Origin of the sequence: Brevundimonas albigilva, from assembly GCF_023503965.1 — a bacterium.
Taxonomy (GTDB): Bacteria; Pseudomonadota; Alphaproteobacteria; order Caulobacterales; family Caulobacteraceae; genus Brevundimonas; species Brevundimonas albigilva.
The window spans coordinates 39,141-63,072 of sequence record NZ_CP097298.1 but is presented as its reverse complement, the minus strand read 5'-3'; the positions used below and the strand labels follow the sequence as shown (position 1 = coordinate 63,072).

At 70.1% G+C, this 23,932-nt stretch carries 21 protein-coding genes, 3 tRNA genes and 2 pseudogenes; 19 read left to right on the top strand and 7 right to left on the bottom strand.

The window, feature by feature from the left end:
* Positions 1-42 precede the first annotated feature (42 nt).
* Both MU852_RS00340 and phaC read right to left on the bottom strand, forming a co-directional pair.
* Complete coding sequence (locus MU852_RS00340) at positions 43-423, bottom strand: hypothetical protein (RefSeq protein WP_249750587.1); 381 nt, start codon at positions 421-423, stop codon at positions 43-45.
* A complete protein-coding gene (phaC, locus tag MU852_RS00335; RefSeq protein ID WP_249750586.1) occupies positions 420-2,363 on the bottom strand; it encodes a class I poly(R)-hydroxyalkanoic acid synthase in 1,944 nt (647 codons plus the stop codon). The genes MU852_RS00340 and phaC overlap by 4 nt, the downstream gene beginning before the upstream one ends.
* Before the next feature lie 83 nt (positions 2,364-2,446).
* On the opposite strand from phaC, the gene MU852_RS00330 reads away from it, so the two are divergent.
* From MU852_RS00330 to MU852_RS00290, 9 genes are all read left to right on the top strand, one after another.
* On the top strand, positions 2,447-2,908 hold the full coding sequence (locus MU852_RS00330) for a hypothetical protein (RefSeq protein WP_249750585.1): 462 nt from the start codon (positions 2,447-2,449) through the stop codon (positions 2,906-2,908).
* Positions 2,909-2,948: 40 nt separating this feature from the next.
* The gene (recJ, locus tag MU852_RS00325) at positions 2,949-4,766 is read left to right on the top strand and encodes a single-stranded-DNA-specific exonuclease RecJ (protein WP_249750584.1); all 1,818 of its coding nucleotides are present in this window, start codon (positions 2,949-2,951) and stop codon (positions 4,764-4,766) included.
* Positions 4,767-4,856: 90 nt separating this feature from the next.
* Positions 4,857-4,931: transfer RNA gene (locus tag MU852_RS00320), tRNA-Glu, on the top strand.
* 242 nt (positions 4,932-5,173) lie between these two features.
* Entirely contained in the window at positions 5,174-5,713 is a 540-nt protein-coding gene (locus MU852_RS00315; RefSeq protein WP_249750583.1) for a cold-shock protein, read from the top strand.
* Positions 5,714-5,736: 23 nt separating this feature from the next.
* Positions 5,737-6,234, top strand: coding sequence for a DUF192 domain-containing protein (locus MU852_RS00310; RefSeq protein WP_249750582.1), 498 nt, complete (start codon positions 5,737-5,739; stop codon positions 6,232-6,234).
* A gap of 45 nt (positions 6,235-6,279) precedes the next feature.
* Positions 6,280-6,356: transfer RNA gene (locus MU852_RS00305), tRNA-Pro, on the top strand.
* Positions 6,357-6,435: 79 nt separating this feature from the next.
* On the top strand, positions 6,436-6,741 hold the full coding sequence (locus tag MU852_RS00300; RefSeq protein ID WP_249750581.1) for an ETC complex I subunit: 306 nt from the start codon (positions 6,436-6,438) through the stop codon (positions 6,739-6,741).
* 16 nt (positions 6,742-6,757) lie between these two features.
* A tRNA-Arg gene (locus MU852_RS00295) sits at positions 6,758-6,834 on the top strand.
* Positions 6,835-6,921: 87 nt separating this feature from the next.
* The gene (locus MU852_RS00290; RefSeq protein WP_249750580.1) at positions 6,922-8,541 is read left to right on the top strand and encodes an acyl-CoA dehydrogenase family protein; all 1,620 of its coding nucleotides are present in this window, start codon (positions 6,922-6,924) and stop codon (positions 8,539-8,541) included.
* Here MU852_RS00290 and metC read toward each other — a convergent pair whose 3' ends face one another.
* The gene (gene metC / locus MU852_RS00285; RefSeq protein ID WP_249750579.1) at positions 8,542-9,705 is read right to left on the bottom strand and encodes a cystathionine beta-lyase; all 1,164 of its coding nucleotides are present in this window, start codon (positions 9,703-9,705) and stop codon (positions 8,542-8,544) included.
* Positions 9,706-9,784: 79 nt separating this feature from the next.
* Here metC and MU852_RS00280 point away from each other — a divergent pair, with 79 nt between their 5' ends.
* Genes MU852_RS00280 through MU852_RS00275 form a run of 3 tightly spaced genes read left to right on the top strand, consistent with a single transcriptional unit; the run spans position 9,785 to position 12,241 of the window.
* Complete coding sequence (locus tag MU852_RS00280; RefSeq protein WP_249750578.1) at positions 9,785-10,876, top strand: amino acid ABC transporter substrate-binding protein; 1,092 nt, start codon at positions 9,785-9,787, stop codon at positions 10,874-10,876.
* A 34-nt stretch (positions 10,877-10,910) separates the two neighbouring features.
* Entirely contained in the window at positions 10,911-11,426 is a 516-nt protein-coding gene (locus MU852_RS17125) for a dicarboxylate/amino acid:cation symporter (protein WP_283843707.1), read from the top strand.
* Positions 11,321-12,241, top strand: a complete 921-nt coding sequence (locus MU852_RS00275; RefSeq protein ID WP_283843877.1) for a dicarboxylate/amino acid:cation symporter — start codon at positions 11,321-11,323, stop codon at positions 12,239-12,241. The genes MU852_RS17125 and MU852_RS00275 overlap by 106 nt, the downstream gene beginning before the upstream one ends.
* A gap of 7 nt (positions 12,242-12,248) precedes the next feature.
* Here MU852_RS00275 and sseA read toward each other — a convergent pair whose 3' ends face one another.
* The 3 genes from sseA to MU852_RS00260 are packed head-to-tail and all read right to left on the bottom strand — an operon-like array spanning position 12,249 to position 15,785.
* Complete coding sequence (sseA, locus tag MU852_RS00270) at positions 12,249-13,061, bottom strand: 3-mercaptopyruvate sulfurtransferase (RefSeq protein WP_347342408.1); 813 nt, start codon at positions 13,059-13,061, stop codon at positions 12,249-12,251.
* Between the two features lie 18 nt (positions 13,062-13,079).
* Positions 13,080-14,300, bottom strand: coding sequence for an SAM-dependent methyltransferase (locus tag MU852_RS00265; protein WP_249750577.1), 1,221 nt, complete (start codon positions 14,298-14,300; stop codon positions 13,080-13,082).
* A 33-nt stretch (positions 14,301-14,333) separates the two neighbouring features.
* Positions 14,334-15,785 carry a cryptochrome/photolyase family protein gene (locus MU852_RS00260; RefSeq protein ID WP_249750576.1) on the bottom strand — a complete coding sequence of 484 codons (1,452 nt, stop codon included), beginning with the start codon at positions 15,783-15,785 and terminating at the stop codon, positions 14,334-14,336.
* Between the two features lie 58 nt (positions 15,786-15,843).
* Here MU852_RS00260 and kdsA point away from each other — a divergent pair, with 58 nt between their 5' ends.
* The 7 genes and pseudogenes from kdsA to MU852_RS00225 all read left to right on the top strand — a co-directional run bounded on the left by kdsA (position 15,844) and on the right by MU852_RS00225 (position 23,396).
* On the top strand, positions 15,844-16,770 hold the full coding sequence (gene kdsA, locus MU852_RS00255; RefSeq protein WP_430641169.1) for a 3-deoxy-8-phosphooctulonate synthase: 927 nt from the start codon (positions 15,844-15,846) through the stop codon (positions 16,768-16,770).
* Positions 16,771-16,789: 19 nt separating this feature from the next.
* A pseudogene (rfaE2, locus tag MU852_RS00250) lies at positions 16,790-18,243 on the top strand (D-glycero-beta-D-manno-heptose 1-phosphate adenylyltransferase).
* Positions 18,240-19,239 (top strand): annotated as a pseudogene (gene rfaD, locus MU852_RS00245) (ADP-glyceromanno-heptose 6-epimerase). Before rfaE2 ends, rfaD begins: the two co-directional pseudogenes overlap by 4 nt.
* Complete coding sequence (locus MU852_RS00240) at positions 19,239-20,345, top strand: DUF3089 domain-containing protein (RefSeq protein WP_249750575.1); 1,107 nt, start codon at positions 19,239-19,241, stop codon at positions 20,343-20,345. The pseudogene rfaD and the gene MU852_RS00240 overlap by 1 nt, the downstream one beginning before the upstream one ends.
* A gap of 74 nt (positions 20,346-20,419) precedes the next feature.
* A complete protein-coding gene (locus MU852_RS00235) occupies positions 20,420-21,421 on the top strand; it encodes an SPFH domain-containing protein (RefSeq protein WP_249750574.1) in 1,002 nt (333 codons plus the stop codon).
* 12 nt (positions 21,422-21,433) lie between these two features.
* Positions 21,434-21,892: an NfeD family protein gene (locus MU852_RS00230; RefSeq protein WP_249750573.1), complete on the top strand. Its 459-nt coding sequence runs from the start codon at positions 21,434-21,436 to the stop codon at positions 21,890-21,892.
* A gap of 94 nt (positions 21,893-21,986) precedes the next feature.
* A complete protein-coding gene (locus MU852_RS00225; protein WP_249750572.1) occupies positions 21,987-23,396 on the top strand; it encodes an MFS transporter in 1,410 nt (469 codons plus the stop codon).
* Here MU852_RS00225 and rnhA read toward each other — a convergent pair.
* Complete coding sequence (gene rnhA / locus MU852_RS00220; RefSeq protein ID WP_249750571.1) at positions 23,393-23,845, bottom strand: ribonuclease HI; 453 nt, start codon at positions 23,843-23,845, stop codon at positions 23,393-23,395. The genes MU852_RS00225 and rnhA overlap by 4 nt on opposite strands.
* Between the last annotated feature and the right edge of the window lie 87 nt (positions 23,846-23,932).

Here is a 23,932-nt window from a genome sequence, read left to right as displayed (position 1 = left end):
GACGGAAAGGTTCCACCCTCGGCTTAAGGAAGCGTTCGCGCCTCAACCCCGACGGCGCGCGCGCAGGGCGGAATCGACCGACACGCCGAACCAGACGGCGGCGATGATGACCAGAAGGCCGTAGTCGTGGCCGGGGAAGAAGACCGGCGCGGCCGCGGCGAAGATCACCGCCAGGGGAAACAGGCCCGCCAGGACGGCGCTGGTCGGCGCCTCGGTGCGGATCATCGGATGAAGCTCGGTCTGGCCCATGCGCCGCGCCATCCAGGAATTCAGCCCCGCAACGATGGCCGAGCAGACGACGGCCGAGACGACATATTTGATCGTGTTTCCCGACTCGCCGAAGGCGCTGGCTGTCAGCACCAGCAGGATCAGGGCCACGCCCGTCGAGACGGCCAGCAGGATGTTGGGTTCGAGACGGTTCAAGACTTCACTTTCACATAGGCGCCGGGCGCCGGTTCGATCGGCTTCAGCGGGCCCTTGGACGGATCGCGGGCGGGGATGTCGGGGCCGGACAGCGGGCGCAGCCATGCGGCCCAGTGCTCCCACCAACTGCCGGGATGCTCGACCGCGCCGGCCTGCCATTCGGCCAGCGTCGCGGGCAGGGCGTCGTTGGTCCAGTGTTTGTACTTTCGCGCCGACGGCGGATTGATGACGCCGGCGATATGGCCCGAGCCCGCCAGGGTGAAGACGACATCGCCGCCGAACAGCCGCGCCGAGCGATAGACGGAGTTCATCGGCGCGATGTGATCCTCGCGGCTGGCCTGGAAATAGAGGGGAATGGTCACGCGCGACAGATCGACGGTTTCGCCGCCGATCTGGAAACGGCCCTCGGCCAGGGCGTTCTCGCCGTACATCCGGCGCAGATAGGCCATGTGCAGCGCCTTGGGCATCCGCGTCTGGTCGGCGTTCCAGAACAGCAGGTCGAAGGCGGGCGGATCCTTGCCCATCAGATAGTTGCTGACGAAGAAGGACCAGATCAGGTCGTTGGCGCGCAGGGCGTTGAAGGTGTCGGCCATGGCGGCGCCGGGCAGGACGCCGCCGGCGGCGTCCATCTGGCGTTCGATCTCGGCCAGCCAGTGTTCGTCGGTGAACAGCAGCAGGTCCCCGGCCTCGGCGAAGTCGTGCTGGGCGGCGAAGAAGGTGGCGGCGGCGACGCGCGTGTCGCCTCGCGCGGCCATGTGCGCCAGGGCCGCGCCCAGCAAGGTGCCGCCGATGCAGTAGCCGACCGCGTTCAGGCGATCCGTCCCGGTCTGTTCCAGCGTCTTTTCGACCGCGCGATAGACGCCCTTCTCCAGATAGTCATCGAAGCCGTACTCGGCCTTGTCCCGGTCCGGATTGACCCAGGAACAGACGAAGACCGTGAACCCCTGCGCCGACAGCCAGCGGATCAGCGAGTTCGCCGGCTGAAGGTCCATGATGTAGAATTTGTTGATCCAGGGCGGAAAGATCAGCAGCGGAATCTGGTGCTGCGTCTCGCTGGCCGGGGCGTACTGGATCAGCTCGAACAGCTCGTCGCGCCAGACCACCTGGCCGGGGGCGGTGGCGACGTTCTCGCCGACGACGAACTTGCCATAGTCGGCCTGGCTGATGCGCAGCGAGCCGGCGCCGCGCTCCATGTCGGCGGCGAAGTTCTGCATTCCCTTGACCAGGGATTCGCCGCTGGTCTCCGCCAGGGCTTTCAGCGCCACGGGGTTGGAGGCCAGGAAGTTGGACGGCGAGAAGGCGTCGGTCAGCAGGCGGGTGAAGAACTGGGCGCGCCGCTTGACGGCGGGATCGACGTCCTCGACCCCCGCGATCAGGCCGTTCATCCAGTCGGACGTCAGCAGATAGGACCGCCGCATCAGGTCAAACATCGGATTTTCTGACCAGGCCGGGTCCTTGAACCGCTTGTCCGCCGGCGCGGGATCGGGCGCTTCGCCCGCCGCCTGGCGCGCGCTGGAAGCCCACAGATCCATGTAGCGGCCGAACAGGTCGGCCTGGGCCTGAAACAGCTTTTCCGGACGCGACGCCAGGCTGGTCATCACCGAGGTCAGGGCGGGCGCGACGTTGAAGGGATCCGGCGACAGGGCGGCCGACCCCGGCTCCTGGGTTCTGGCGGCCTGGGCCAGGGCCGCCTCGGCAAGGGCGCCCTGAGCCGTCATGGCCGCCTTGGCCAGGTTCGCCGACAACGTTTCGATCAGTTGCGCCTGATCGGGGGCTGGGGCGCGTGGCGTCGGCGCGTCTTGCGGCGGCGCGGCGGTCGGCGCGGACGCGGACGCCTTCTTCGCGCGCACCGGCCGGGGCGGCTTGGGCGACGTCGGCCGGCCAGGCTTGCGCGCCGCGGGCTTGGCGGGGTCGGCGGGCGGCTCAGGGGGCTTGGCCATGGTGATCCTCGACGACGGCGAATGGCGAACGGGCGGTCCCGCCCTTCCGCGCCGGCCGATGATGGCATAAGACCGACACCGAAATGAACGCGCCCTACGCCAAAAAGACGAGACCTTTCGCCGCCGCCCTGCTGGCGCTCGCCGTCGGCGGCGTTCTGGGCGGCTGCGCCGACCGGTTCGCGGCCCGGACCGAGACGGCCTCGCCGCTGGCGCCCCGGATCCAGGCGCTGGTCGACGCCAACCGCCGCTATCCGCGGTGGGAGGACTTCCCGCCCGCGCCCACGGGCCTGCCCGAGCCGACCCAGGTGGCGGCCAATGTCCGGGGGCTGGAATCCCAGGGCGGCGCCCTGGCCGAGGAGACGGCCCGGATCGACTGGACGCTGGGCGACGCCGAAACGCTAGCGGCCGAAACGCGCGCCCAGGTCGGCGACGTGCCGGTCTCGCCCGACTCGGCGCGCACCGCCGCCGAGATCGAGGCCCTGGCCCAGGATTTGCGCGAGCGCGCCAAGGCGCCGCCGCCGATCGACCGCCGCCCGACGCGATGAATCGGTCGCCGGGGACGCAGAATCCCCGAATATTGCGCTGATGGCGGACGATGGCGGCATCAAGGGCGTGAGCGCATTCCTGGGCGTGTCCCGCTCTCTGTCCGGACGGGCCTGGCGCCTGCGGCCGGCCGAGGCGGCGACGAAGCGCGCGCACATGCAGGCCCACGGCCTGGACGAGCCCCTGGCGCGGGCCCTGGCCTCTCGCGGGGTTGGACCGGAACAGGCGGGGGACTTCCTGCGGCCCACGCTGCGCGCGCTGTTTCCCGATCCGTCCAGCTTCATGGACATGGACGCCGCCGCGACGGCCATCGTCGACGCGCTTCAGGCGGGCAAGGCCGTCCATGTCTTCGCCGACTACGACGTGGACGGGGCGGCCAGCGCGGCCCTGCTGGTGCGGTGGTTCCGCGCGATGGGCGCGGACCTGCCCATCTATGTGCCAGATCGGCTGACCGAGGGGTATGGTCCCAGCGCGCGGGCTTTCGACACGCTGAAGGCGGCCGGCGCCGACCTGGTCGTCACGGTGGACTGCGGGGCGGCGGCGAACGAGTCCCTGGCCCATGCCGCCGCCATCGGCCTGAACGTCGTGGTGATCGATCACCACCTGATGCGCAGCGAGCCGCCGCGCGCCCTGGCCGTGGTCAATCCGAACCGGCCCGGCTGCGCCTCCGGCCAGGGCAATCTGGCGGCCGCCGGCGTGGTGCTGGTCTTGCTGGCCGCGCTGAACCGCGAGGCGCGGGGACGCGGCCTGTTCGCCGAGCGTCCCGAGCCGGACATCCGCCAATGGCTGGACCTGGCCGCCCTGGGCGCCGTCTGCGACGTGACGGGCCTGACAGGCTTTAACCGGGCGCTGACGGGCCTGGGGCTGGGGGTGATGAGCGCATGGCGCAATCCCGGGCTGAAGGCGCTGCTGGCCGCCGCGGGGGCCGAGCCGGGCCCGGCCAAGACCATGCACTGCGGCTTCATCCTGGGCCCGCGCATCAACGCCGGCGGCCGCATCGGCCGCTCCGACCTTGGCGCGCGACTGCTGTCGACCGACGATCCGGGCGAGGCGGCGACCTTGGCGGCCGAACTGGACGCGCTGAACCTGTCGCGCCGAGAGGTCGAGCGGGCGGTGATCGAGGCCGCCATCCGCCGCGCCGAGGCGACCGGCGCCCACGCCGACGAGTCCGCCGTCGTGGTCGTGGCCGGCGAGGACTGGCATCCCGGCGTGGTGGGCGTCGTCGCCGGGCGTCTGCGCGAACGCTGGCGCAAGCCGGTCGTCGTCATCGGGCTGGATCCGGTGAACGGCGTCGGCAAGGGTTCGGGCCGGTCCCAGCCGGGAATGAACCTCGGCCGGGCGGTCCAGGCGGCCTGGGAGGCGGGCGTGCTGCTGGCGGGCGGGGGGCACGCCATGGCGGCCGGCCTGACGGTGGAGGCGGGCCGCATCGGCGAGCTGGCGGACTTCCTGAACCAGCGACTGGCGGGCGAACGGCTGGTCGCGGCGGCCGAGGACTGGCTGGACGTCGACGCCCTGGTCGATCCGGCGGGCGCGACCCGCGCGCTGTTCGAGGCGTTCGAGCAACTGGCCCCGTTCGGTCCCGCCAATCCCGAGCCCGTCTTCGCCCTGAGCGGCGTGCAGGCGCGCGAGCCGGTCCAGATGAACGGCGGCCATGTCCGCTGCCGGCTGGTCGGGCCCGACGGAGCCTCGATCCGGGCGATCGCCTGGCGTTGCGCCGACCTGCCCGCCGGCCAGGCCCTGCTGTCGGGACAGGGCGGGCTGAACGTCGTCGGACGGCTGAAGGCCGACGACTGGAACGGCCGCCGCGGCGTGCAGTTCGAGATCGAGGACGTGGCCGATCCCCGCATGGTCCAGGCCTGACGCCGACCGTTCCGGGCGCTGGAAAAATACGGAAATCGAGGCTTGCACCCCGCCAAGGGCGCGGCTATATCGCCGGCTCTCCCGCGCAGCGGTCCCTTCGTCTATCGGTTAGGACGTCAGGTTTTCAACCTGAAAAGAGGGGTTCGATTCCCCTAGGGACTGCCACGCGGGATGACGCCTCGGCCGGGCTCCACAGCCGCCGAAACTGTTCCGAACCTGTCAGAATTCCGACCGCGCGGGCGAAGACGACCGCGTCAATGGTTGCTTGGCGGCGACAGGGCGGCGAAATTCGCCCCAAGATTGAGCCTTCCGCACGATTCACCTGAATTTGCGCTCCCCGGCGTTCATGGAACGGTGTTAAGCTTAACCTGTTCGCATTGAGGGATGCGCGAACGGGGGTAGGGAAGTTGTCTGATTTCGATGCCACGGAAGCGGCGCAGACCGTTCGGATCGTGGGGCGCGTGAAGTGGTTTGATCCGACCAAGGGCTATGGCTTCATCGTGCCGGACGACCCGGCGCTGACCGAACTGCGCGACGTCCTGCTGCACGTCAGCAGCCTGCGCGACAGCGGCCGGGACATGGCCGAGGAAGGCGCCCCCATCACCTGCGACTGCGTCAAGCGGGCCAAGGGCTGGCAGGCCGTCGAGATCCATGACCTGGGGCGCGGCGTCGCCGTCGCGTCGCCTCGCAAACCCGCCACCGCCGCGCCTGCGCCCGTCTTCGACGGCGACGCCGAAGACATGGAGCCCGCGATCGTCAAGTGGTTCAACCGCACCAAGGGCTATGGCTTCGTGGTGCGCGAGGGCGACACGGCCGACATCTTCGTCCATATCGAGACCCTGCGGCGGTGCGGGTTCGACGACTTGATTCCCGGTTCGCCGGTTCATGTGCGGTTCGCCAGCGGGCCCAAGGGCCTGGTGGTGGCGGAAATCAGACCGGGAGAGTGATCCGCTCTCCCGAAGGAGGGCGAATGCCGGGCTGGACACGACGCGTGACGACGGCGGGGTTGCTGGCGCTGACCCTGGGGATGTCGGGCCTGACGGCCTGCGCGGGTTCGGCGGCGCCGCAGGGACCGAACGGCGAGCCGATGCAGCGGCTCAGCATCGTCACCGCCACCGGCGAACATGACTTCTGGGTCGAGATCGCCGACGAGGAGCCGGAGCGCCAGCGAGGCCTGATGTTCCGACCGCCGCTGGAGCCCGATCGGGGAATGCTGTTCACCTGGCCCGGCGAGGCGGCGCGCGAACAAAGCTTCTGGATGCGCAACACCCCGAGTTCGCTGGACATCCTGTATATCGACCCCTCTGGCCGGATCGTGTCGATCGCACCGCATACGACGCCCGAGTCCGAGGCGCCCATCCCCTCCAACGGCGTTGCGAACGGGGTGCTGGAACTTCGCGCGGGACGCGCGGACGAGATCGGCGCCAAGCCGGGCGACCAGGTGCGCCATCCCTACTTCAAACCCTGATTGCGAACCGGCGCGCGAAGTGGCAAGACGGCGCTCCATTCGGTCCGGGGTGTAGCGCAGCCTGGTAGCGCATCTGGTTTGGGACCAGAGGGTCGGAGGTTCGAATCCTCTCGCCCCGACCAATGGACGCCGCTGGATTCCCCGTCTGGCGCGCGGTATGGCGGCGGCTCAGGCCGTCGCATCGACCACGAGGACACCGCCATGCTCGCCCGCATCTATCGCCCCGCCAAGACCGCCATGCAGTCCGGCAAGGCCAAGAGCCGCGACTGGCGCCTGGAGTTCGAGCCCGCCTCGGCGCGAACCCTCGACCCCCTGATGGGCTGGACCAGTTCGACCGACATGAACGGCCAGGTCCGCCTGACCTTCGACACGCAGGAGGAGGCCGTGGCCTACGCCGAGCGGCATGGCATTCCCTTCCGACTGCACGAGCCGCAGGATCCGCCGGTCATCATCAAGGCCTACGCCGACAACTTCGCCACCAGCCGCAAGCAGCCCTGGACGCACTGACGGCGGGCGGCGACCAGCGCCCTTAGCTCAACCGGATAGAGCATCCGCCTTCTAAGCGGACGGTTGCAGGTTCGAGTCCTGCAGGGCGCGCCAGTCCGCCGGGCGTCGCGCGGATCGGCCGGCATGGTTTGTCGCGCGCGGGTTTGCGCCTAGTCTGGCGACCCCTTTCGTGGAGCCGCCATGTCCGCCTTCCGCCCGATCGCGCATCTGGATACGCACGACGTCACCAACCAGCCGCCGCCGCTGGAGGACGTGAACCTGTTCATCGGCGACCGGGCGCTGACCGAAGCCGTCGACAAGGCGGGCGGCGGGATGCATCGGGATCGGCTGACGGCGCTGGGCGCGCGATGCGGGTCGGCCGAGGTGATCGGCTGGGGCGTGGAGGCGAACCGACAGGCGCCCATGCTGGACACGTTCGACCGTTATGGCCAGCGGATCGACGAGGTGCGCTTCCACCCAGCCTATCATCAGTTGATGGCCCTGGGACTGGAGAGCGGTTTCGCCTCGGTCGCGTGGAACGGAACGCCTGCGGGCCACGTGGCGCACGCGGCGACCCTTTTCCTGACGGCCCAGGCCGATTCGGGCACGACCTGTCCGATGACCATGACCTATGCGGCGGCGCCGGCTCTGCAGGCGGAGCCCGATGTCGCGGCCGAATGGACGCCGCGCATCCTGGCGGGGCGCTATGACCCGGCGACGCGGCCGGCGGCGGACAAGGCCGGGGTCACCATCGGCATGGCGATGACCGAAAAACAGGGCGGATCGGACGTGCGCGCCAACAGCACGCGCGCCGCGCCGACGGGCGAGGCGGGCTGGTACAGCCTGACGGGGCACAAGTGGTTCTGTTCGGCCCCGATGTGCGACGCCTTCCTGACCCTGGCCTATGCGCCCGGCGGATTGACCTGTTTCCTGCTGCCGCGCTGGACGCCGGACGGGCGGCGCAACGCGGGCTTTCGCGTCATGCGGCTGAAGGACAAGATGGGCGATCGGTCCAATGCGTCGTCGGAGGTGGAATACCACGGCGCCCTGGCGCAACGGCTGGGGCCGGAAGGGCGCGGCGTCGCCACCATCATCCGCATGGTCCAGCACACGCGGCTGGACTGCGTGCTGGGCTCGGCCCAGCAGATGCGCGGGGCGCTGGCGCAGGGCGTGTGGCATGCGGCGCACCGATCGGCCTTCCAGAAGCGGCTGATCGACCAGCCGATGATGGCCGCTGTCCTGGCCGACCTGGCGGTGGAGAGCGAGGCGGCGACGGCGCTGGGCCTGCGCCTGGCCCAGGCCTTCGACCAGGACGACCCCCTGGCGCGGCTGCTGACGCCCATCGCCAAATACTGGGTCTGCAAGCGGGCGCCGGGCTTGGTCTATGAGGCGATGGAGAGCCTGGGCGGCGCCGGCTATGTCGAGACCGGGCCGATGCCGCGCCTGTTCCGGCAATCGCCGCTGAACGCCATATGGGAAGGGTCCGGCAACGTCATCGCCTTGGACGTGCTGCGGGCGATGGGACGCGAGCCCGAGGCGGTCGAGGCCCTGCGGGGGTTCCTGGAGGGCCGGCGTGGCCGCGACGCCGATTACGACGCCTGGCTGGACGGGCTGACCTTCCAGGCGACGCACGAGGCCGAGGCGCGGTGGGTGGTCGAACGGCTGGCCCTGGCCAGCCAGGCGGCGGTGCTGCTGGACTGGGACAGTCCGGTGGCGGAGGCCTTCTGCCGCCTCAGGCTGCGGCCGCGCGGAGCGGCGTACGGCGCGTTCGACGCGCGGGTGGACGCCGCCGCGATCCTGGACCGGGCCATGCCGGCCTGATCAGCCGGCGAAGGCGGCCAGGCCCCGCTCAAGGTCGGCGATCAGGTCGTCCGGGTCTTCCAGCCCGACGTGCAGCCGGATCAGTTCGCCCTCCAGCGCGGGGGGATGGTCGCGATAGGCCATCTGATGCGTCTCGTGCGTGGCCAGGCTCTCGAATCCGCCCCAGGAGTAGCCCAGGCCGAACAGGGTCAGGGCGTCCAGCATCCGCCGTCCCGCCGCTTCGTTCCCGCCCTTCATCACCACGCCCATCAGCGAGGCGGCGCCGGCGAAGTCGCGCGCCCACAGGTCGTGGCCGACCGAGCCGGGAAGGGGCGGATAGAGGACGCGCGATACCTCCGGCCGCGCCTGGAGCCACCGGGCGATCTTCAGGCCCGAACGCCCCTGTTCGGCGTAACGGAGCGGCAGGGTGCGAAGGCCGCGCAGCGCCAGCCAGGCGTCGTCGGGCGAAACGTGCCAGCCCATGTCCTCGATCGCATTGGCGATGGCGGACAGACAGCGCGGGTCGTTGGCCGCGATCCCGCCCATCAGCAGGTCCGAATGGCCTCCAACGTATTTGGTCAGGGCCTGGACGCTGACGTCCACGCCGTGCGCCAGGGGCTTGAACGCCAAACCCGCCGCCCAGGTGTTGTCCAGCACCGTCATCACGCCGCGCGCCCGGCAACCGGCGGCCACCGCGGCCACGTCGACCATTTGGAAGGTCAGAGAGGCGGGCGATTCCAGAAGAACCAGCCGGGTGCGATCGCCCGCGGCGGCCAGGATCGTCTCGGCGTCCGCGTCCGCGGGCAGGAACCGGGTCGTGACCCCGCGCGCCGCCTGATAGCGGCTGAGAAAACGACGGCTGGGACCATAGACGGCGTCGGTGGTCACCACCTCGTCGCCCGGACGGGTCAGGGCCAGCACGGGAACGGTCACGGCGGCCAGCCCCGAGGGCACGATGAAGGCCCCTTCGGCGCCCTCCAGCCCCGCCAGGGCGGCGCGCAACTCGCGGGCGGCCGTCATGCCGTCCAACCCATAGACCGGCCCGTCGGCGTCGTCGCGCATGGCCTCGGCGCGGTCGCTGAGCATGGTCGAGGCGCGCTCCAGCGGCGGGTTGACCGGGCGGCGGCCAAATCCCCGTCGGGTGGCGGAAGCGATCAGGCGCGTGCGGTCCGACGGCGACGACATGGTCCCTCCAACGGGTTGCGGATCACGCCCTAAAGGCCTCTAAACAGGAGCGGGCGCAAGCGGCGGAGGACAGGACGCGATGAGGGTCTGGGCGATCGGAGCGATGGCGCTGCTGACGGCCCTGGCCGGCTGCGACCGAAAGCCGGCCGAAACCCCAGCCGAAACCCCCGCGCCCGCGCCCGCCGCCGCATCGACCTCCGACCTGCCGGACAGCCCGACCCTGGCGGCCGTGAAGCGTCGCGGGCGGCTGAACTGCGGCGTGCACCAGGGGCTGGTGGGCTTCGCCTACACCGACAATCGCGGCCAGTGGCGCGGATTCGACGTGGACTTCTGCCGGGCCATGGCGGCGGCGATCTTCGGCGACGCCGACGCCGTGCGCTTCGTCCCGCTGACGGCGAACGAGCGATTCGCGGCCTTGTCCGAAGGACGGATCGACGTTCTGTGGCGCAACTCGTCTTGGACCATGAGCCGCGACGCGGGCGAGGGCTTCGTCTTCGCCGGGATCAACTATTACGACGGCCAGGGATTCCTGGTGCGGCGCTCGCTGAACCTGGCCAGCGCGACCGAACTGAACGGGGCGCGGGTGTGCGTTCAGAAGGGATCGAACGCCCAGGCCAACGCCGACGACTTCTTCCGATCGCGCGGGGTGGCGTATCGTCCGGTCGTGCTGGACACCGAGGAGGCGGCGCGCGACGTCTACGGCCGCGAGGACTGCGACGCCTTCAGCGCCGACATCTCGGCCCTGGCGGCGGCGCGGACGGTGCTGTCCAATCCGCAGGAGCACGTGATCCTGTCCGACGTCGTGTCCAAGGAGCCGCTGGGTCCCGCGGTCAAACCCGGCGACGACCGCTGGGCCGCCGTGGTGCGATGGACGCTGAACGCCGTCATCCTGGCTGAAGAACTGGGCGTAACGCGCGAGAACGCCGAGACTTTGGCCAAGGACGCCCGCGATCCGCGCGTGCGTCGCCTGCTGGGCGCCGAGGGCGACTACGGCGCGATGATGGGCCTGTCCAGGACCTGGGCCCTGGACGCCATCCAGGCCACCGGAAACTATGGCGAGATCTTCGACCGGAACCTGGGGTCGCAATCGCCCCTCGACCTGGCGCGCGGATTGAACGCACAATGGAACGCGCGGCCCAACGGGTTGATCTACGGCCTGCCGATCCGATAAGGCCCGCCTCTTCGAACACGGTCCCGGGGGACAGATGACGCAGACGAAACGCGGCGGGCTTCCGCTTCACTGGCTGATGCTGATCGGCTTTGTCGTGGGCCTGGGCGCGGGTCTGTTCGTGAACCTGACGCTGGGAAGCGACGTGGCCTGGGTCGAATGGCTGACGGCCAACGTCACCGGCCCCATCGGTCAGATCTTCCTTCGCCTGCTGTTCATGATGGTGATCCCGCTGCTGTTCTCGGCGCTGGTGATCGGGGTGGCGGAGATGGGCGACCTGGCGTCGCTGGGCCGCGCGGGTCTGAAGACCCTGCTGCTGACCATACTGATCTCGGGCATCGCCGTGGTGATCGGCCTGGGCATGGTCAATCTGCTGCAGCCCGGGCGCGGGGTCGATCCCGCCCTGGCGCAGTCGCTGCTGGAGCAGGGCGCGCGGGCGCCGCCAATATCGTCGAGAACGCCCCCACCAGCATTTCGCTGGGCGACTTCTTCCTGGATCTGGTGCCGTCCAACGTCTTCACCGCGGCGGCCGAGAACGCGATCCTGCCGGTGATGGTGTTCGCCCTATTCTTCGGCATCGGCCTGGTCATGGCCAAGAGCCCGGCGACGGACCGCCTGCAGGAGGTGATCCAGGGGCTGTTCGAAGTCACGATGAAGCTGATCAACCTGTTCATCAAGCTGGCGCCCCTGGCCATCGCCTGCCTGATGTTCAACCTGGCGGCCCTGTTCGGGGTCGAACTGCTGATCCGGCTGGCGGCCTATGTCGGCGTCGCCGTCGGCGCCATGGCGATCCACATGTTCGTGGTCTATCCGCTGGTCGTGTGGCTGCTGGGCGGAATGTCGCCGGTGGCCTTCTTCCGCGGCGTGCGCGAGCCGATGATCGTGGCCTTCTCGACCGCGTCGTCGAACGCCTCGCTGACCTTCTCGCTGCGCGCGGCCGAGGAGCAGCTTCACCTGCCGCGTAAGATCGCCCGCTTCGTCCTGACGGTGGGGGCGACGGCCAACCAGAACGGCACGGCTCTGTTCGAGGGGGTGACGGTGCTGTTCCTGGCGCAGTTCTTCGGCATCGACCTGACGCTGACGCAGCAGGTGGTGGTGATGCTGGTGTGCATCCTGGGCGGCGTCGGCACGGCGGGCGTTCCGGCCGGCTCTTTGCCCGTCGTGGCCATGATCCTGGTGATGGTCGGCGTGCCGGCCGAGGGCATCGGCCTGATCCTGGGCGTCGACCGCTTCCTGGACATGTGCCGCACGACGCTGAACGTCACCGGCGACCTGGCGCTGGCCACCATCGTCTCTCGCGGGGAAAGCGACGATTCCCTGCAGGACGGGCCCGACCCGGCGCCGCTCGCGCCGGCCAAGTCGGCTTGACGGGCCTTCAGCCGGTCTGGACGGGCGTGTCCGCGCGCCCGCCCCATTCCGCCCAGGAGCCGTCGTAGAGGTCCGCCTCGCGCCCCAGTTCGGCCAGGCCCAGGTTCAGCACGGCGGCGGTGACGCCTGACCCGCAAGTCGTCGTGACTGGCCGATCGACGTCCACGCCCGCGTCGGCGAAGGCCCGGGCCAGGTCGGCTCCGCGCCTCATCGCGCCGTCGTCCTTCAGCAGGCGATTGTAGGGCAGGTTGATCGCGCCGGGCATATGGCCGGGCCGGACGCCCGGGCGCGGCTCGGCCGCTTCGCCGCGAAAGCGCGGCGCGCCCCGGGCGTCGACCACCTGTTCCCCTTGGGCCAGCCGGTCTCGCACCGTCTCCAGGTCCGCAACGCCGGCCGGCGTCGCCACGGACCGGAAGCGGGCCGGCGTCGGCGCGACCGGACCGCTTTCGACCGGAAGTCCCCGACGGCGCCAGGCGGGCAGGCCGCCGTCCAACACCCGCACGGACACGGCGCCCATGACCCGCAACATCCACCAGACGCGGGCGGCCGAAAACAGACCGGCGGTGTCATAGACGACGACGGCGTCCGTCTCGGCCACGCCCAGGGCGCCGACGCTGCGGGCGAAGTCATCCGGCGTCGGCAGCATATGGGGCAGGGGGCTGGATGGCTCCGACGCCGCCTCCAGATCGAAGAAGACCGCGCCCGGCAGGTGCGCCCGCTCGAAGTCGGCGCGGGCGTCGCGCCCGTCCAGATGCCAGCTGGCGTCCAGGATTCGCAGGTCGGGTCGACCCAGCTGCGCGACTAGGTCGTCGACGGAGATCAGGGGCTCATGCGCGCCTCACGCCCGGCTCAGCGCCAGTTGCACGACGTCCGTCCGTTGCGAACGGAACCCCGCCTCGCAATAGGCCAGGTAGAAGCGCCACAGCCGCCGGAACCGCTCGTCGAAACGGTCCAGGCGACGGATCTCGGCCCAGGCCCCCTGGAACCGCTCGTCCCAGCGCTTCAGGGTCTCGGCGTAGTCCAGGCCGAACCGTTCGACGGCCTCCCAGGCCAGTCCCGCCGCCGCCACGACGGGACGCAGGCGCTCTTCCGACGGCAGCATGCCGCCCGGAAAGACGTATTTCTGGATGAAGTCGGTGCGCGCGTTGTACTCGTCGAACAGGGCGTCCTGGATGGTGATGATCTGCAGGCCGGCGCGACCGCCCGGGCTCAGCACCTCATGGATCTTCCCGAAGTAGGCGGGCCAGTACTCCTTGCCCACCGCCTCGAACATCTCGATGGAGGCGACGCGGTCGAAGCGACCCTGCACGTCGCGATAGTCGATCAGTTCGATCGTCGCCTTGTCCGAAAGGCCGGCGTTGAACAGGCGCTGGCGGGCGAAGTCGTGCTGCTCGCGCGATATGGTCACCCCCGTCACGACGGCCCCGACCTCGCGCGCCGCGAACTCGGCGAAGCCGCCCCAGCCGCAGCCGATCTCCAGCACCGACATGCCGGGCCGCAGATCCATCAACCGCGCCAGGGACGCGTATTTTTGGCGCTGGGCGGCCTCCAGCGTCTCGCCGTCGCGCGTGAACCGGGCCGACGAATAGGTCATCGATCCGTCCAGCCAGGCCGCATAGAAGGCGTTGCCCAGGTCGTAATGGGCGTGGATGTTCTTCCTTGAGCCCGCCCGGCTGTTGCGATTGCGGCGATGCGCCAGCCAGTTCATCGCGTTCATCAGCCAGTTGCCGTCGAACAGGCGGCGGATGTGGTCATAGTTGTCGACCAGGGTTTCCAGCAGGGCCGCCAGCTGAGGCGTGTCCCACTCGCCGGCCATGTAGCCTTCCGCAAAGCCGATGTCGCCGGCGGCCAGCACCCGCCGCGCGAAGGCGTAGTCCTTCACCTCCAGCACGCCCTGCGGGCCGGGCTTGTCGCCCTGCAGCACTTGGACTTCCCCATTGGGCAGCCGCACCGTCAGGCGGCCCACGGTCCAGTTGGCGGCGAGCAGGCGAAGCAGCATGGCGAACACGCGCGGCGTTCGGCGGGCGACGGCTTCGATCTCTGCGGTGGCGACGCTCATCGGCGGATATCTTTCATCGGGCGGGGGCGGGGGTCAATCGCGGTCGCTGGCGTCGTCGCCGCGACCGCTGACGGCCTTCAGCGCGCCCAGGGCGCGGGCGCGGGCTTCGTCATGGTCGACGATCGGGCGGGGATAGTCGTGGCCCAGGCGCACGCCGGCGTCGCGCAGGATGTCCTGCGGCGCGGTCCAGGGCGCGCGCAGCCATTTGTCGGGCAGGCGCGCCAGCTCCGGGACCCAGCGGCGCACATAGCCGCCGCGGGCGTCGAACTTCTGGCTCTGGGCGACCGGATTGAAGATGCGGAACCAGGGCGAGGCGTCGGCGCCCGACCCCGCGATCCACTGCCAATTCTGGACGTTGTTGCCCAGGTCGGCGTCGACCAGCGTGTCCCAGAACCAGGCCTCGCCCTCGCGCCAGTCGATCAGCAGATGCTTGACCAGAAAGGAGGCGACCACCATCCGCACCCGATTGTGCATCCATCCGGTCGTCCAGAGCTGGCGCATGCCCGCATCCACCAGCGGATAGCCGGTTCGGCCGCGTTTCCACGCCTCGAGCGCGGCCGGCGCGTGACGCCAGGGCATGGCGTCGTACTCGGGCCGAAAGGCGCGCTCGGTCATGTAGGGGAAGTGGCGCAGCAGGTGGGCCGAGAATTCGCGCCAGCCCAGCTCGGCGATGAACTTTTCGGCCTCGGCCGCGGGAACGTGGCCGTCGAGGGCGGCGTCCCTCGCCTGGGTCACGGCCCGCCAGGGGCTGATTTCCCCCCAGTGCAGATGGGGAGAGAGGCGACTGGTCCCCGGCCGGTCGGGATGATCGCGACCTTCGGCGTATGATTTCAGTCCCTTGGACAGGAAATCCGTCAACATGTCTAAGGCGCCGGCCTCGCCGGGCGACCAGTCGAAGCCTTCGGACCAGTCCGGCTTCGTCGGATGCAGTCCCCAGTCGTCCAGGGCTTCGCTGGCCGCCTTCGGCGTTTCGATGCGGCGCGGCCCCAGGATGTGGCCCGGCGGCTCGGCCTGGGCCAGCAGCGCCTTCAGGAACGGCGTGAACACCTTGTAGGGCTGGCCTGCGCCGTTCAGCACCCCGCCGGGACGGCAAAGCAAGGCGCCGTTGAAGCCGTGACAGTCCACGCCGTCCGCCTTCAGCGCATGGGCGATGTCGGCGTCCTTGTCGAAGGCGTCGGGCTCGAACAGCCGGTTCATGAACACGGCGTCGGCGCCGGTCTCGCGGATCAGCTGCTGCAGTTCGCCCAGCGAATCGCCGCGACGGAACACCAGATGGCCGCCCCGGTCGCGCAGGGCGCCGTCCAGCGCGCGCAGCGACTTGTCCAGCCACCAGCGCGAGGCCGCGCCGGTCGGCCGTCCGTGGCCCTCGTCCAGAATGAACACCGGCAGGATCGGCCGGCCCGTCTCGGCCGCATGGTTCAGCGCGGGATTGTCCTGCAGCCGAAGGTCGCGGCGGAACCAGAGGATGACGGGCTTTGTGGCCACGCGGGCGAACTCCGTGATAACTTGCGTTCAACCTGAATGAGCGCCACCTGTTGGCCTCATGGACGCGGCAGGAACCGCGCCCCGAACACAACGCAAGAGAACCGCCGTGAGCCGACCCAACGCCGTCATTACGTTGTCCGAAGGTCTTCGGACGCCTGTCGTCATCGGCGGCGGCGCCCGGATCGCCTTCATCGCCGGTCCCTGCCAGATGGAAAGCCGCCAGCACGCGCTGGAGACGGCCCATGCGCTGAAGGAGATCGGCGCGCGGCTGAACGTCGGGATCATCTACAAGACCAGCTTCGACAAGGCGAACCGGACCAGCGCCAGCGCCGCGCGCGGCATCGGCCTGAAGGACGCCATGCCGATCTTCGCCGAAATCCGCGAGACCGTCGGCCTGCCGACCCTGACCGACGTCCATTCCGAGGCCCAGTGCGGGCCGGTCGGAGAAGTGGTCGACGTGCTGCAGATCCCCGCCTTCCTCAGCCGCCAGACCGACCTGCTGCTGGCCGCCGCCGCGACCGGCAAGGCCATCAACATCAAGAAGGGCCAGTTCTTAGCGCCCTGGGACATGAAGAACGTCATCGCCAAGGTGGTCGGCGCGGGCAATCCGAACGTGATGGCCTGCGAACGGGGCGCCAGCTTCGGCTACAACACCCTGGTCAGCGACATGCGCGCCCTGCCGGTGCTGCGCGAGATCGGCTGCCCGGTCGTGTTCGACGCCACCCACAGCGTCCAGCAGCCAGGCGGGCAGGGCACGTCCTCGGGCGGCCAGCGCGAGTTCGTGCCGGTGCTCGCGCGCGCCGCCGTCTCGGTCGGCGTCGACGCGGTGTTCATGGAAACCCACCCCGACCCGGACCACGCCCCGTCGGACGGCCCCAACATGGTGCCGCTGGACCAGTTCGAGGCGCTGGCGGCCCAGTTGATCGCCTTCGACGACCTGGCCATCAAGACCGGCGCCAAGGGGCCGGTGGCGCTGGCGGCCTGAATCCTCTAGGCCGGGCGGCATGTCCGATACGCTTGATCTGGGCGCCCTGCAGACGCTGCTGGAGCGCGTGCGCGACCTGAAGGCGGCCTGCGTCGGCGACCTGATGCTGGACCGCTACGTCTATGGCGAGGTCAGCCGCATCTCGCCCGAGGCGCCCATCCCGGTGCTGCGGACCCGTCGCACCACGGCCATGCCCGGCGGGGTCGGCAATGTGGCGCGCAACGTGGCTGCCCTGGGCGGCCTGGCGCGCCTGGGCGCGGTCGCCGGCGACGATGCGGCCGGACAGGAGTTGCGCGACCTCATCGCGGCCGAGGATCGCGTGGCCGACTTCGTGGCGCGCCCGGCGGGCGCGAGCACCATCGTCAAGACCCGTTTCGTCGCCGCCGGCCAGCAGCTGTTGAGGCTGGACGAAGAGGAAGCAGGCGTCGAAATCGAGGATTCCGACGCCTTTGCAGAGGCTTCGGTCATTCTTCTGTCGGATTACGCCAAGGGCGTGGTCAGCGACGGCCTGATCGCCGCCGCCCTGAAGACCGCGCGCCAGACGGGCGCGCCGGTGATCGTGGACCCCAAGGGCCGCGACTTCGCCCGCTATGGCGGCGTGGACGTCATCAAGCCCAACGCCTCGGAACTGACAGGCGCCACCGGCCTGCCGGTCGAGACCGACGCCGAGGTCGAGGCGGCGCTGGCGGCCCTGTTGGACCAGACGACCGCCAAGGCCGTGGTCGTGACGCGCGCGGCCAAGGGCATGAGCCTGATGCGGCGGGGCGGACCCGTGCGGCATTTCCCGGGCCGCGCGCGGAGGTGTTCGACGTGTCCGGCGCGGGCGACACCGTCCTGGCCTCGCTGGGTCTGGCGCTGGGCGCGGGCGCGGCGCTGGAAACGGCGGTTCAGTTCGCGATCCTGGCCTCTGGCGTGGTGGTCGGAAAGGCCGGCACCGCCGTGGTCACCCCGGCGGAATTGATCGAGGCGGAACTGAGCCAGCACGCCGTCGCGGCCCAGGCCAAGGTCACGCCGCTGGACGAACTGGCCGCCGAGGTCGAGGCCTGGCGCCGGCAGGGGCTGAAGGTCGGCTTCACCAACGGCTGTTTCGACATCCTGCACCGGGGCCACGTCGCCTATCTGGCCCAGGCGCGCGGATGGTGCGACCGGCTGGTCGTGGCGCTGAACACCGACGCCTCGGTCAGGCGGCTGAAGGGCGAGGGGCGCCCCGTCAACGACCTGGACAGCCGCGCCGTCGTCATCGGCGGCCTGGCCAGCGTCGACCGCGTCACCAGCTTCGACGATCCGACCCCCATCGCCCTGATCGAACGGCTGCGGCCCGACGTGCTGATCAAGGGCTCGGACTACACCCGCGAGGGGGTGGTGGGCGGCGACCTGGTCGAAAGCTGGGGCGGCGTGGTCCGCCTGGCGGATTTCAAGGACGGGTTTTCCACCACCCGCACCATCGAGAAGATGACCGGGAGCGCCCAATGACGCCAAGAATGATCGTGGTGACGGGCGGCGCCGGCTTCATCGGCTCCAACATCGTGGCGCGGCTGACGGCCGAGACCGCCTATGACGTGGTCGTGTGCGACCGGCTGGAGACCGCCGATCTGGCCAAATGGCGCAATCTGGCCAAGCACGCCGTGGCCGACCTGTGGGCGCCGGAAGCGCTGTTCGAACAGCTGGAACGGCACGCCGCGCGCGTCGAGGCCGTGGTGCACATGGGCGCCATATCGTCCACCACCGAGCCGGACGCAGACCTGATCCTGAAGACCAACTTCACCCTGTCGCGCGACCTGTGGGACTGGTGCAATGCGGGGCGTGCGGATGATCTACGCCTCCTCGGCGGCGACCTACGGCGACGGCGAAGCGGGCTTCAACGACGATGACGATGCGGAGTCCCTGTCTCAACTTCGCCCGTTAAACGCCTATGGTTATTCGAAACTTTTGTTCGACCAATACGCCGTCCGCCAGGCGGACCGGGACCGGGCGCCGCCGCAGTGGGCGGGGCTGAAGTTCTTCAACGTCTATGGCCCCAACGAAGGCCACAAGGGCGGGATGAAGTCGGTAGTGGCGCAGATCTGGCCCAAGGTGGCGGCGGGCGAGACCGTCAGCCTGTTCCGGTCTCACAATCCAGCCTATCCGGACGGCGGCCAGTTGCGGGATTTCGTCTATGTCGACGACGTGGTCGACATCGTGGACTGGCTGCTGCGATCGCCAGAGGTGTCGGGCGTGTTCAACGCCGGCTCGGGCCAGGCGCGATCGTTCGCCGACCTGGCGCGGGCGACCTTCGCGGCGGCGGGCAGGGAACCGGCCATCGACTACGTCGACATGCCCGAGGTCATTCGCGACCGGTACCAGTATTTCACCCAGGCCCGCATGGACCGGGTGCGCGCGGCGGGCTTCGGCGGTCAGTCGACGCCCCTGGAAGAGGGGGTCCGGCGCTATGTCCAGGACTTCCTGTCCAAGCCGGACCCTTATCGCTGATGAAGGCGCGGCTGACGTTTCGGCAATGGATCGGCCTGGCGGGCGTCGCGATCATCCTGACCCTGACGGCGGCCGTGGCGGTGTGGCGCGGCGACATATTGAGGGCCGGACTGGACCCGCAGGTGCCGTTCCAGACCTATGAGCCGCCGCCCGCGCCGGAATATTCCCAGCCGTCCGCCTGGGCCCTGCTGGATGCGCGGGCCGAGGGCGCCGGACCGGCGGCGGTCTTCTTCGTCCATTCCACCACCTTCGACGGCGGCCACGACTGGAACGCGCCAATCGGCGACCGCGGGGCCGACGCCTATTTGCGGCGGGTGGTCCTGCCCAACTACGCCGCGCCATTCGCTCGCGCCGGATCGGTCAGCGCGCCGCGCTATCGCCAGGCCAGCCTCTACACCCGCCTGACCCTGCGCGACGACGCGCGCGAGGCCCGCGCCTTCGCCTACGCCGACGTGGCGGCGGCCTTCGACGCCTGGCTGAAACGCCATCCCGAGGGCCCCATCGTCCTGGCCGGGGTGGAGCAGGGCGCGGACCTTCTGGACCGGCTGGTGCGCGAGAAGGTCGCGCCGGATCCCGCGCTTCGCGCGCGGCTTGTCGCGGCCTATCTGATGGACGCCATCGTGGCCGCCGACGGCCTGTCCCCCTCCACGCCGGCCTGCGCCACACGGCGCCAGACCCGTTGCGTGGTCGCCTGGTCCGAAGTCGGCGAGAACGACGACGGCGCCGCGCATCGGCGCCTTCGCCGCGCGCTGGTCTGGGACGAGAGGGGGCGTCTGGTCGAGTTGAACGGCCGCGCCGCGCTTTGCGTGAACCCGATCACCGGCTCGACGGGCCAGGAGCCGGCGCCCGCCCGGATGCATCGCGGCGCAACCAACGCCACAGGCCTGGAATGGGGCGCGCGCCCGGCGCTGATCGCCCGCGAGGTCTCGGCCCAATGCCGCGAAGGCCTGCTGCGTCACAGCCGCCCGGACCTGGAATCCTTCCGCGAGCAGGGCAGTTGGGCCGACCGCAGGAAGGCGCGCCCCTACAATCTGTTCTACGGCGATCTCGAGGCCGACGTCGCGGCGCGTCTCGACGCCTACGCCCAACATCGGGGCGGCGCATAATCGGCGAACGGCGTCCGGTTTCTATGGCGCCGCTCGCGTGCAGCGGGTAGATCGACCTCCATGAGGAGGATCGGATGGACGTGACCACAATCTTCGCCGGCGTCGTGCTGCTGCTGGCGATCGCCCTTCTGTTCAGCGTGATCAAGATCGTGCCCCAGGGCCGCGAGTTCACGATCGAGCGCTTCGGCAAATACACCAAGACCCTGACGCCGGGCATCGGCTTCCTGACGCCCTTCATCGAGCGCGTCGGCCGGCGCATGAACATGATGGAGCAGGTGCTGGACGTGCCGACCCAGGAGGTCATCACCAAGGACAACGCCATGGTGAAGGTCGACGGCATCGTCTTCATCCAGGTGATGGACGCCGCCAAGGCGGCCTATCGCGTCGACGATCTGCCCTACGCCATCGCGCAGCTGTGCATGACCAACCTGCGCACCGTGGTCGGCTCCATGGAGCTGGATGAGGTGCTGAGCCAGCGCGACAGCATCAACACGCGTCTGCTGCACGTCATCGACGCCGCGACCGAGCCGTGGGGCGTCAAGGTCAACCGCATCGAGATCAAGGACCTGACGCCGCCGACCGACATCACCAACGCCATGGCCCGCCAGATGAAGGCCGAGCGCGAGCGGCGCGCGGTGATCACCGAGGCCGACGGCGAGAAGCAGGCCGCCATCGCCCGCGCCGAGGGCGCCAAGCAGTCGGCCATTCTGGAGGCCGAGGGCCGCAAGGAAGCCGCCTTCCGCGACGCCGAGGCCCGCGAGCGCGAGGCCGAGGCCGAGGCGCGCGCCACCGCCATGGTGTCCGAGGCCATCGCCCGCGGCGACGTCAACGCCATCAACTATTTCGTGGCGCAGAAGTACGTCGAGGCCTTCGCCGAATTGGCCCGCAGTCCGCAGCAGCGCACCGTCATCGTGCCGGCCGAGATGGGCGCCCTGGTCGGCACCATCGCCGGCCTGGGCGAGATGGTGGGTCTGGCCAAGGATCAGCAGCGCGAACCGGCCCGCGCGCTTTCGCCGTCCGGCGCGCCGCGCCCGCCGCGCCGTCCCGCCGGCGGCGCCGTGCCGCCGACCGCCTGAGGGGGCTGACCGATGGATGCGCTCGTCGATCTCTATGTCGCCCAGCCGTTCTGGATCTGGCTGGCCATAGGGGTGCTGCTGCTGGCCGTCGAGGCCATGCTGTCGACCGAATGGCTGCTGTGGCCGGCCGTCTCGGCGGGAATCGTGGCGGTGCTGACCGCCGTCGGCTTCCGACCCGGCCTGGCGGCCGAGGTAGCGATCTTCGCCCTGCTGACGGTGATCGCCACCGTGCTGTCTCGACGCCTGGTCAGCAAGGCCAATCCCGCCGGGCCCGACGTCAACGACCGCGACAGCCGCCTGGTCGGCCAGCGCGCGCGGGTGGTGGAAGCCTTCGTCGGCGGCCGCGGCCGGGTCTTCGTCTCGGGCGCCGAATGGTCCGCCGAGATCGAGGGCGAGGCGCCGCCCGCCGGCCAGGACGTGGTCGTCGACCAGGTCAGCGGCTCGCTGCTGAAGGTCAGGGCCCAAACCTGACTCGAGGCGGCCTGTCGCCATCCGTCCTGGCCCGCGCCGTCCTGACGCGCGCGAGCCGGACGCAACCGGCGCCGTTCGGCCGCGTTGGGCGGACATGACCGCCCCGCCGCCCGCCGCCCGTTCGCCCGCCCAGGACGGCCTGCCGGTCCCGCGCCGGTATTGGGCCATCGTGTCCATCGGCCTGGGCATCACCCTGGCGGTGCTGGACGGCGCCATCGCCAATGTGGCCCTGCCATCCATCGCCCACGACCTGCAAGCGTCGGAGGCGGCGTCGATCTGGGTGGTCAACGCCTATCAGATCGCCATCGTGGTCTCTCTTCTGCCGCTGGCTTCGCTGGGCGAGATCGTCGGCTATCGCCGGGTTTCGCAGGCGGGACTGGCGGTCTTCACCGTGGCGTCCATCGGCTGCGTCATGGCCGATTCCATCGCCAGCCTGAGCCTGGCGCGGGTGATCCAGGGCTTCGGCGCGGCCGGCATCATGAGCGTGAACGGCGCCCTGGTGCGCTTCACCTATCCGCAGCGGATGCTGGGCCGGGCGGTGGGGATCAACGCGGTGATCGTGTCGCTGGCGGCGGCGGCCGGCCCGACCATCGCCGGGGCCATCCTGTCGGTGGGACACTGGCGCTGGCTGTTCGCCTTGAACATTCCGATCGGCCTGCTGGCGGTATCGATGGCGGGGTTCACCCTGCCGCACAATCCGCTGCAGAAGCGGCGACTGAACTGGACCGGCGCGGCGCTGAACGCGGCGGCCTTCGGTCTGGTCATCACCGGCATGCAGGCCCTGGCGCACGGAGAGGCGTCGGCGCTGGGGTTCGGTCTGGTGGGCGCGGGCCTGGCCGCGGGCGTCCTTCTGGTCCGGCGCGAGCGGACCCGGGCTGCGCCTCTGATCCCGCTGGACCTCTTGGCCCGGCCGATGTTCGCCCTGTCGGTGGCGACCTCGGTCATCTCCTTCACCGCCCAGATGATGGCCTTCGTCGCCCTGCCGTTCTTCCTCCAGGGATCGCTGGGCCTCAGCGCGGTCGAGACCGGCCTGCTGATGACGCCCTGGCCGCTGGCCACCATGGTCGCGGCGCCGCTGGCCGGCTGGTTGTCGGATCGCTATTCGGCCGGCGTGCTGGGCGCGATCGGCCTGAGCCTGTTCGCCTGCGGCCTGATGGCGCTGAGCTTCCTTGAGGCCGATTCTTCCAGCTTCGACGTGATCTGGCGCATGGCGGTGTGCGGGGCCGGCTTCGGCTTCTTCCAGTCGCCGAACAACCGCGCCATGCTGTCCGAGGCGCCGCGCGAGCGGGCCGGGGCCGCCGGCGGCAGCCTGGGCACGGCCCGGGTGCTGGGCCAGTCGATGGGCGCGGTCGTGGTGGCCTTCCTGCTGGCGGCGGCGCCGCAGACGGGCGTGCGCCACGGCTTCCAGATCGCCGCCGTCGCGGCCCTGTTCGGCGCGGTCATGAGCGGATCGCGCATCCGCCGCCAAGCCGCCGAGCCGGACAAGGAGGTGGAGGCGGTCTAGCGGCCCCTCAGCTCCGCAACGCCGCGATTCGCCAGCTGGTCCGCCCGCTCGTTCAGTTCATGGCCGGCGTGGCCCTTGACCCACCGCCACTTGACGTCGTGGCGCGCCCGGGCGGCGTCCAGCCGCTGCCACAGGTCGGCGTTCTTGACCGGCTTCTTGTCGGCGGTGATCCAGCCGCGCGCCTTCCAGCCGCGCATCCATTCGGTGATGCCCTGCATGACGTATTTGCTGTCGGTGTGCAGTTCGACCTTGCAGGGCCGCTTCAGCGCTTCCAGCGCCATGATGGCGGCCATCAACTCCATGCGGTTGTTGGTGGTGTTCGCCTCGCCGCCCCACAACTCCTTCTCGTGGCCCCCGCCGGCTTGAAGGACCGCGCCCCAGCCCCCAGGGCCGGGATTGCCCTTGCAGGCGCCGTCGGTGTGGATGATGACGTGATCGGAGGGACTCATGGTCGCGCAGACCTACAGCGTCCCTTGGCGCGGGGCCATCACTGGGCCTATATGCAGGTCGAAGAATAGTGGACGGGACCGATGATC

Coding starts and splice junctions, on each gene's coding strand:
- phaC (WP_249750586.1), bottom strand. CDS start 2,363: ATGGCCAAGCCCCCTGAGCCGCCCGCCGACCCCGCCAAGCCCGCGGCG.
- MU852_RS00330 (WP_249750585.1), top strand. CDS start 2,447: ATGAACGCGCCCTACGCCAAAAAGACGAGACCTTTCGCCGCCGCCCTG.
- recJ (WP_249750584.1), top strand. CDS start 2,949: ATGGCGGACGATGGCGGCATCAAGGGCGTGAGCGCATTCCTGGGCGTG.
- MU852_RS00310 (WP_249750582.1), top strand. CDS start 5,737: ATGCCGGGCTGGACACGACGCGTGACGACGGCGGGGTTGCTGGCGCTG.
- MU852_RS00300 (WP_249750581.1), top strand. CDS start 6,436: ATGCTCGCCCGCATCTATCGCCCCGCCAAGACCGCCATGCAGTCCGGC.
- MU852_RS00290 (WP_249750580.1), top strand. CDS start 6,922: ATGTCCGCCTTCCGCCCGATCGCGCATCTGGATACGCACGACGTCACC.
- metC (WP_249750579.1), bottom strand. CDS start 9,705: ATGTCGTCGCCGTCGGACCGCACGCGCCTGATCGCTTCCGCCACCCGA.
- MU852_RS00280 (WP_249750578.1), top strand. CDS start 9,785: ATGAGGGTCTGGGCGATCGGAGCGATGGCGCTGCTGACGGCCCTGGCC.
- MU852_RS17125 (WP_283843707.1), top strand. CDS start 10,911: ATGACGCAGACGAAACGCGGCGGGCTTCCGCTTCACTGGCTGATGCTG.
- MU852_RS00265 (WP_249750577.1), bottom strand. CDS start 14,300: ATGAGCGTCGCCACCGCAGAGATCGAAGCCGTCGCCCGCCGAACGCCG.
- kdsA (WP_430641169.1), top strand. CDS start 15,844: ATGGACGCGGCAGGAACCGCGCCCCGAACACAACGCAAGAGAACCGCC.
- MU852_RS00240 (WP_249750575.1), top strand. CDS start 19,239: ATGAAGGCGCGGCTGACGTTTCGGCAATGGATCGGCCTGGCGGGCGTC.
- MU852_RS00235 (WP_249750574.1), top strand. CDS start 20,420: ATGGACGTGACCACAATCTTCGCCGGCGTCGTGCTGCTGCTGGCGATC.
- MU852_RS00230 (WP_249750573.1), top strand. CDS start 21,434: ATGGATGCGCTCGTCGATCTCTATGTCGCCCAGCCGTTCTGGATCTGG.
- MU852_RS00225 (WP_249750572.1), top strand. CDS start 21,987: ATGACCGCCCCGCCGCCCGCCGCCCGTTCGCCCGCCCAGGACGGCCTG.
- rnhA (WP_249750571.1), bottom strand. CDS start 23,845: ATGAGTCCCTCCGATCACGTCATCATCCACACCGACGGCGCCTGCAAG.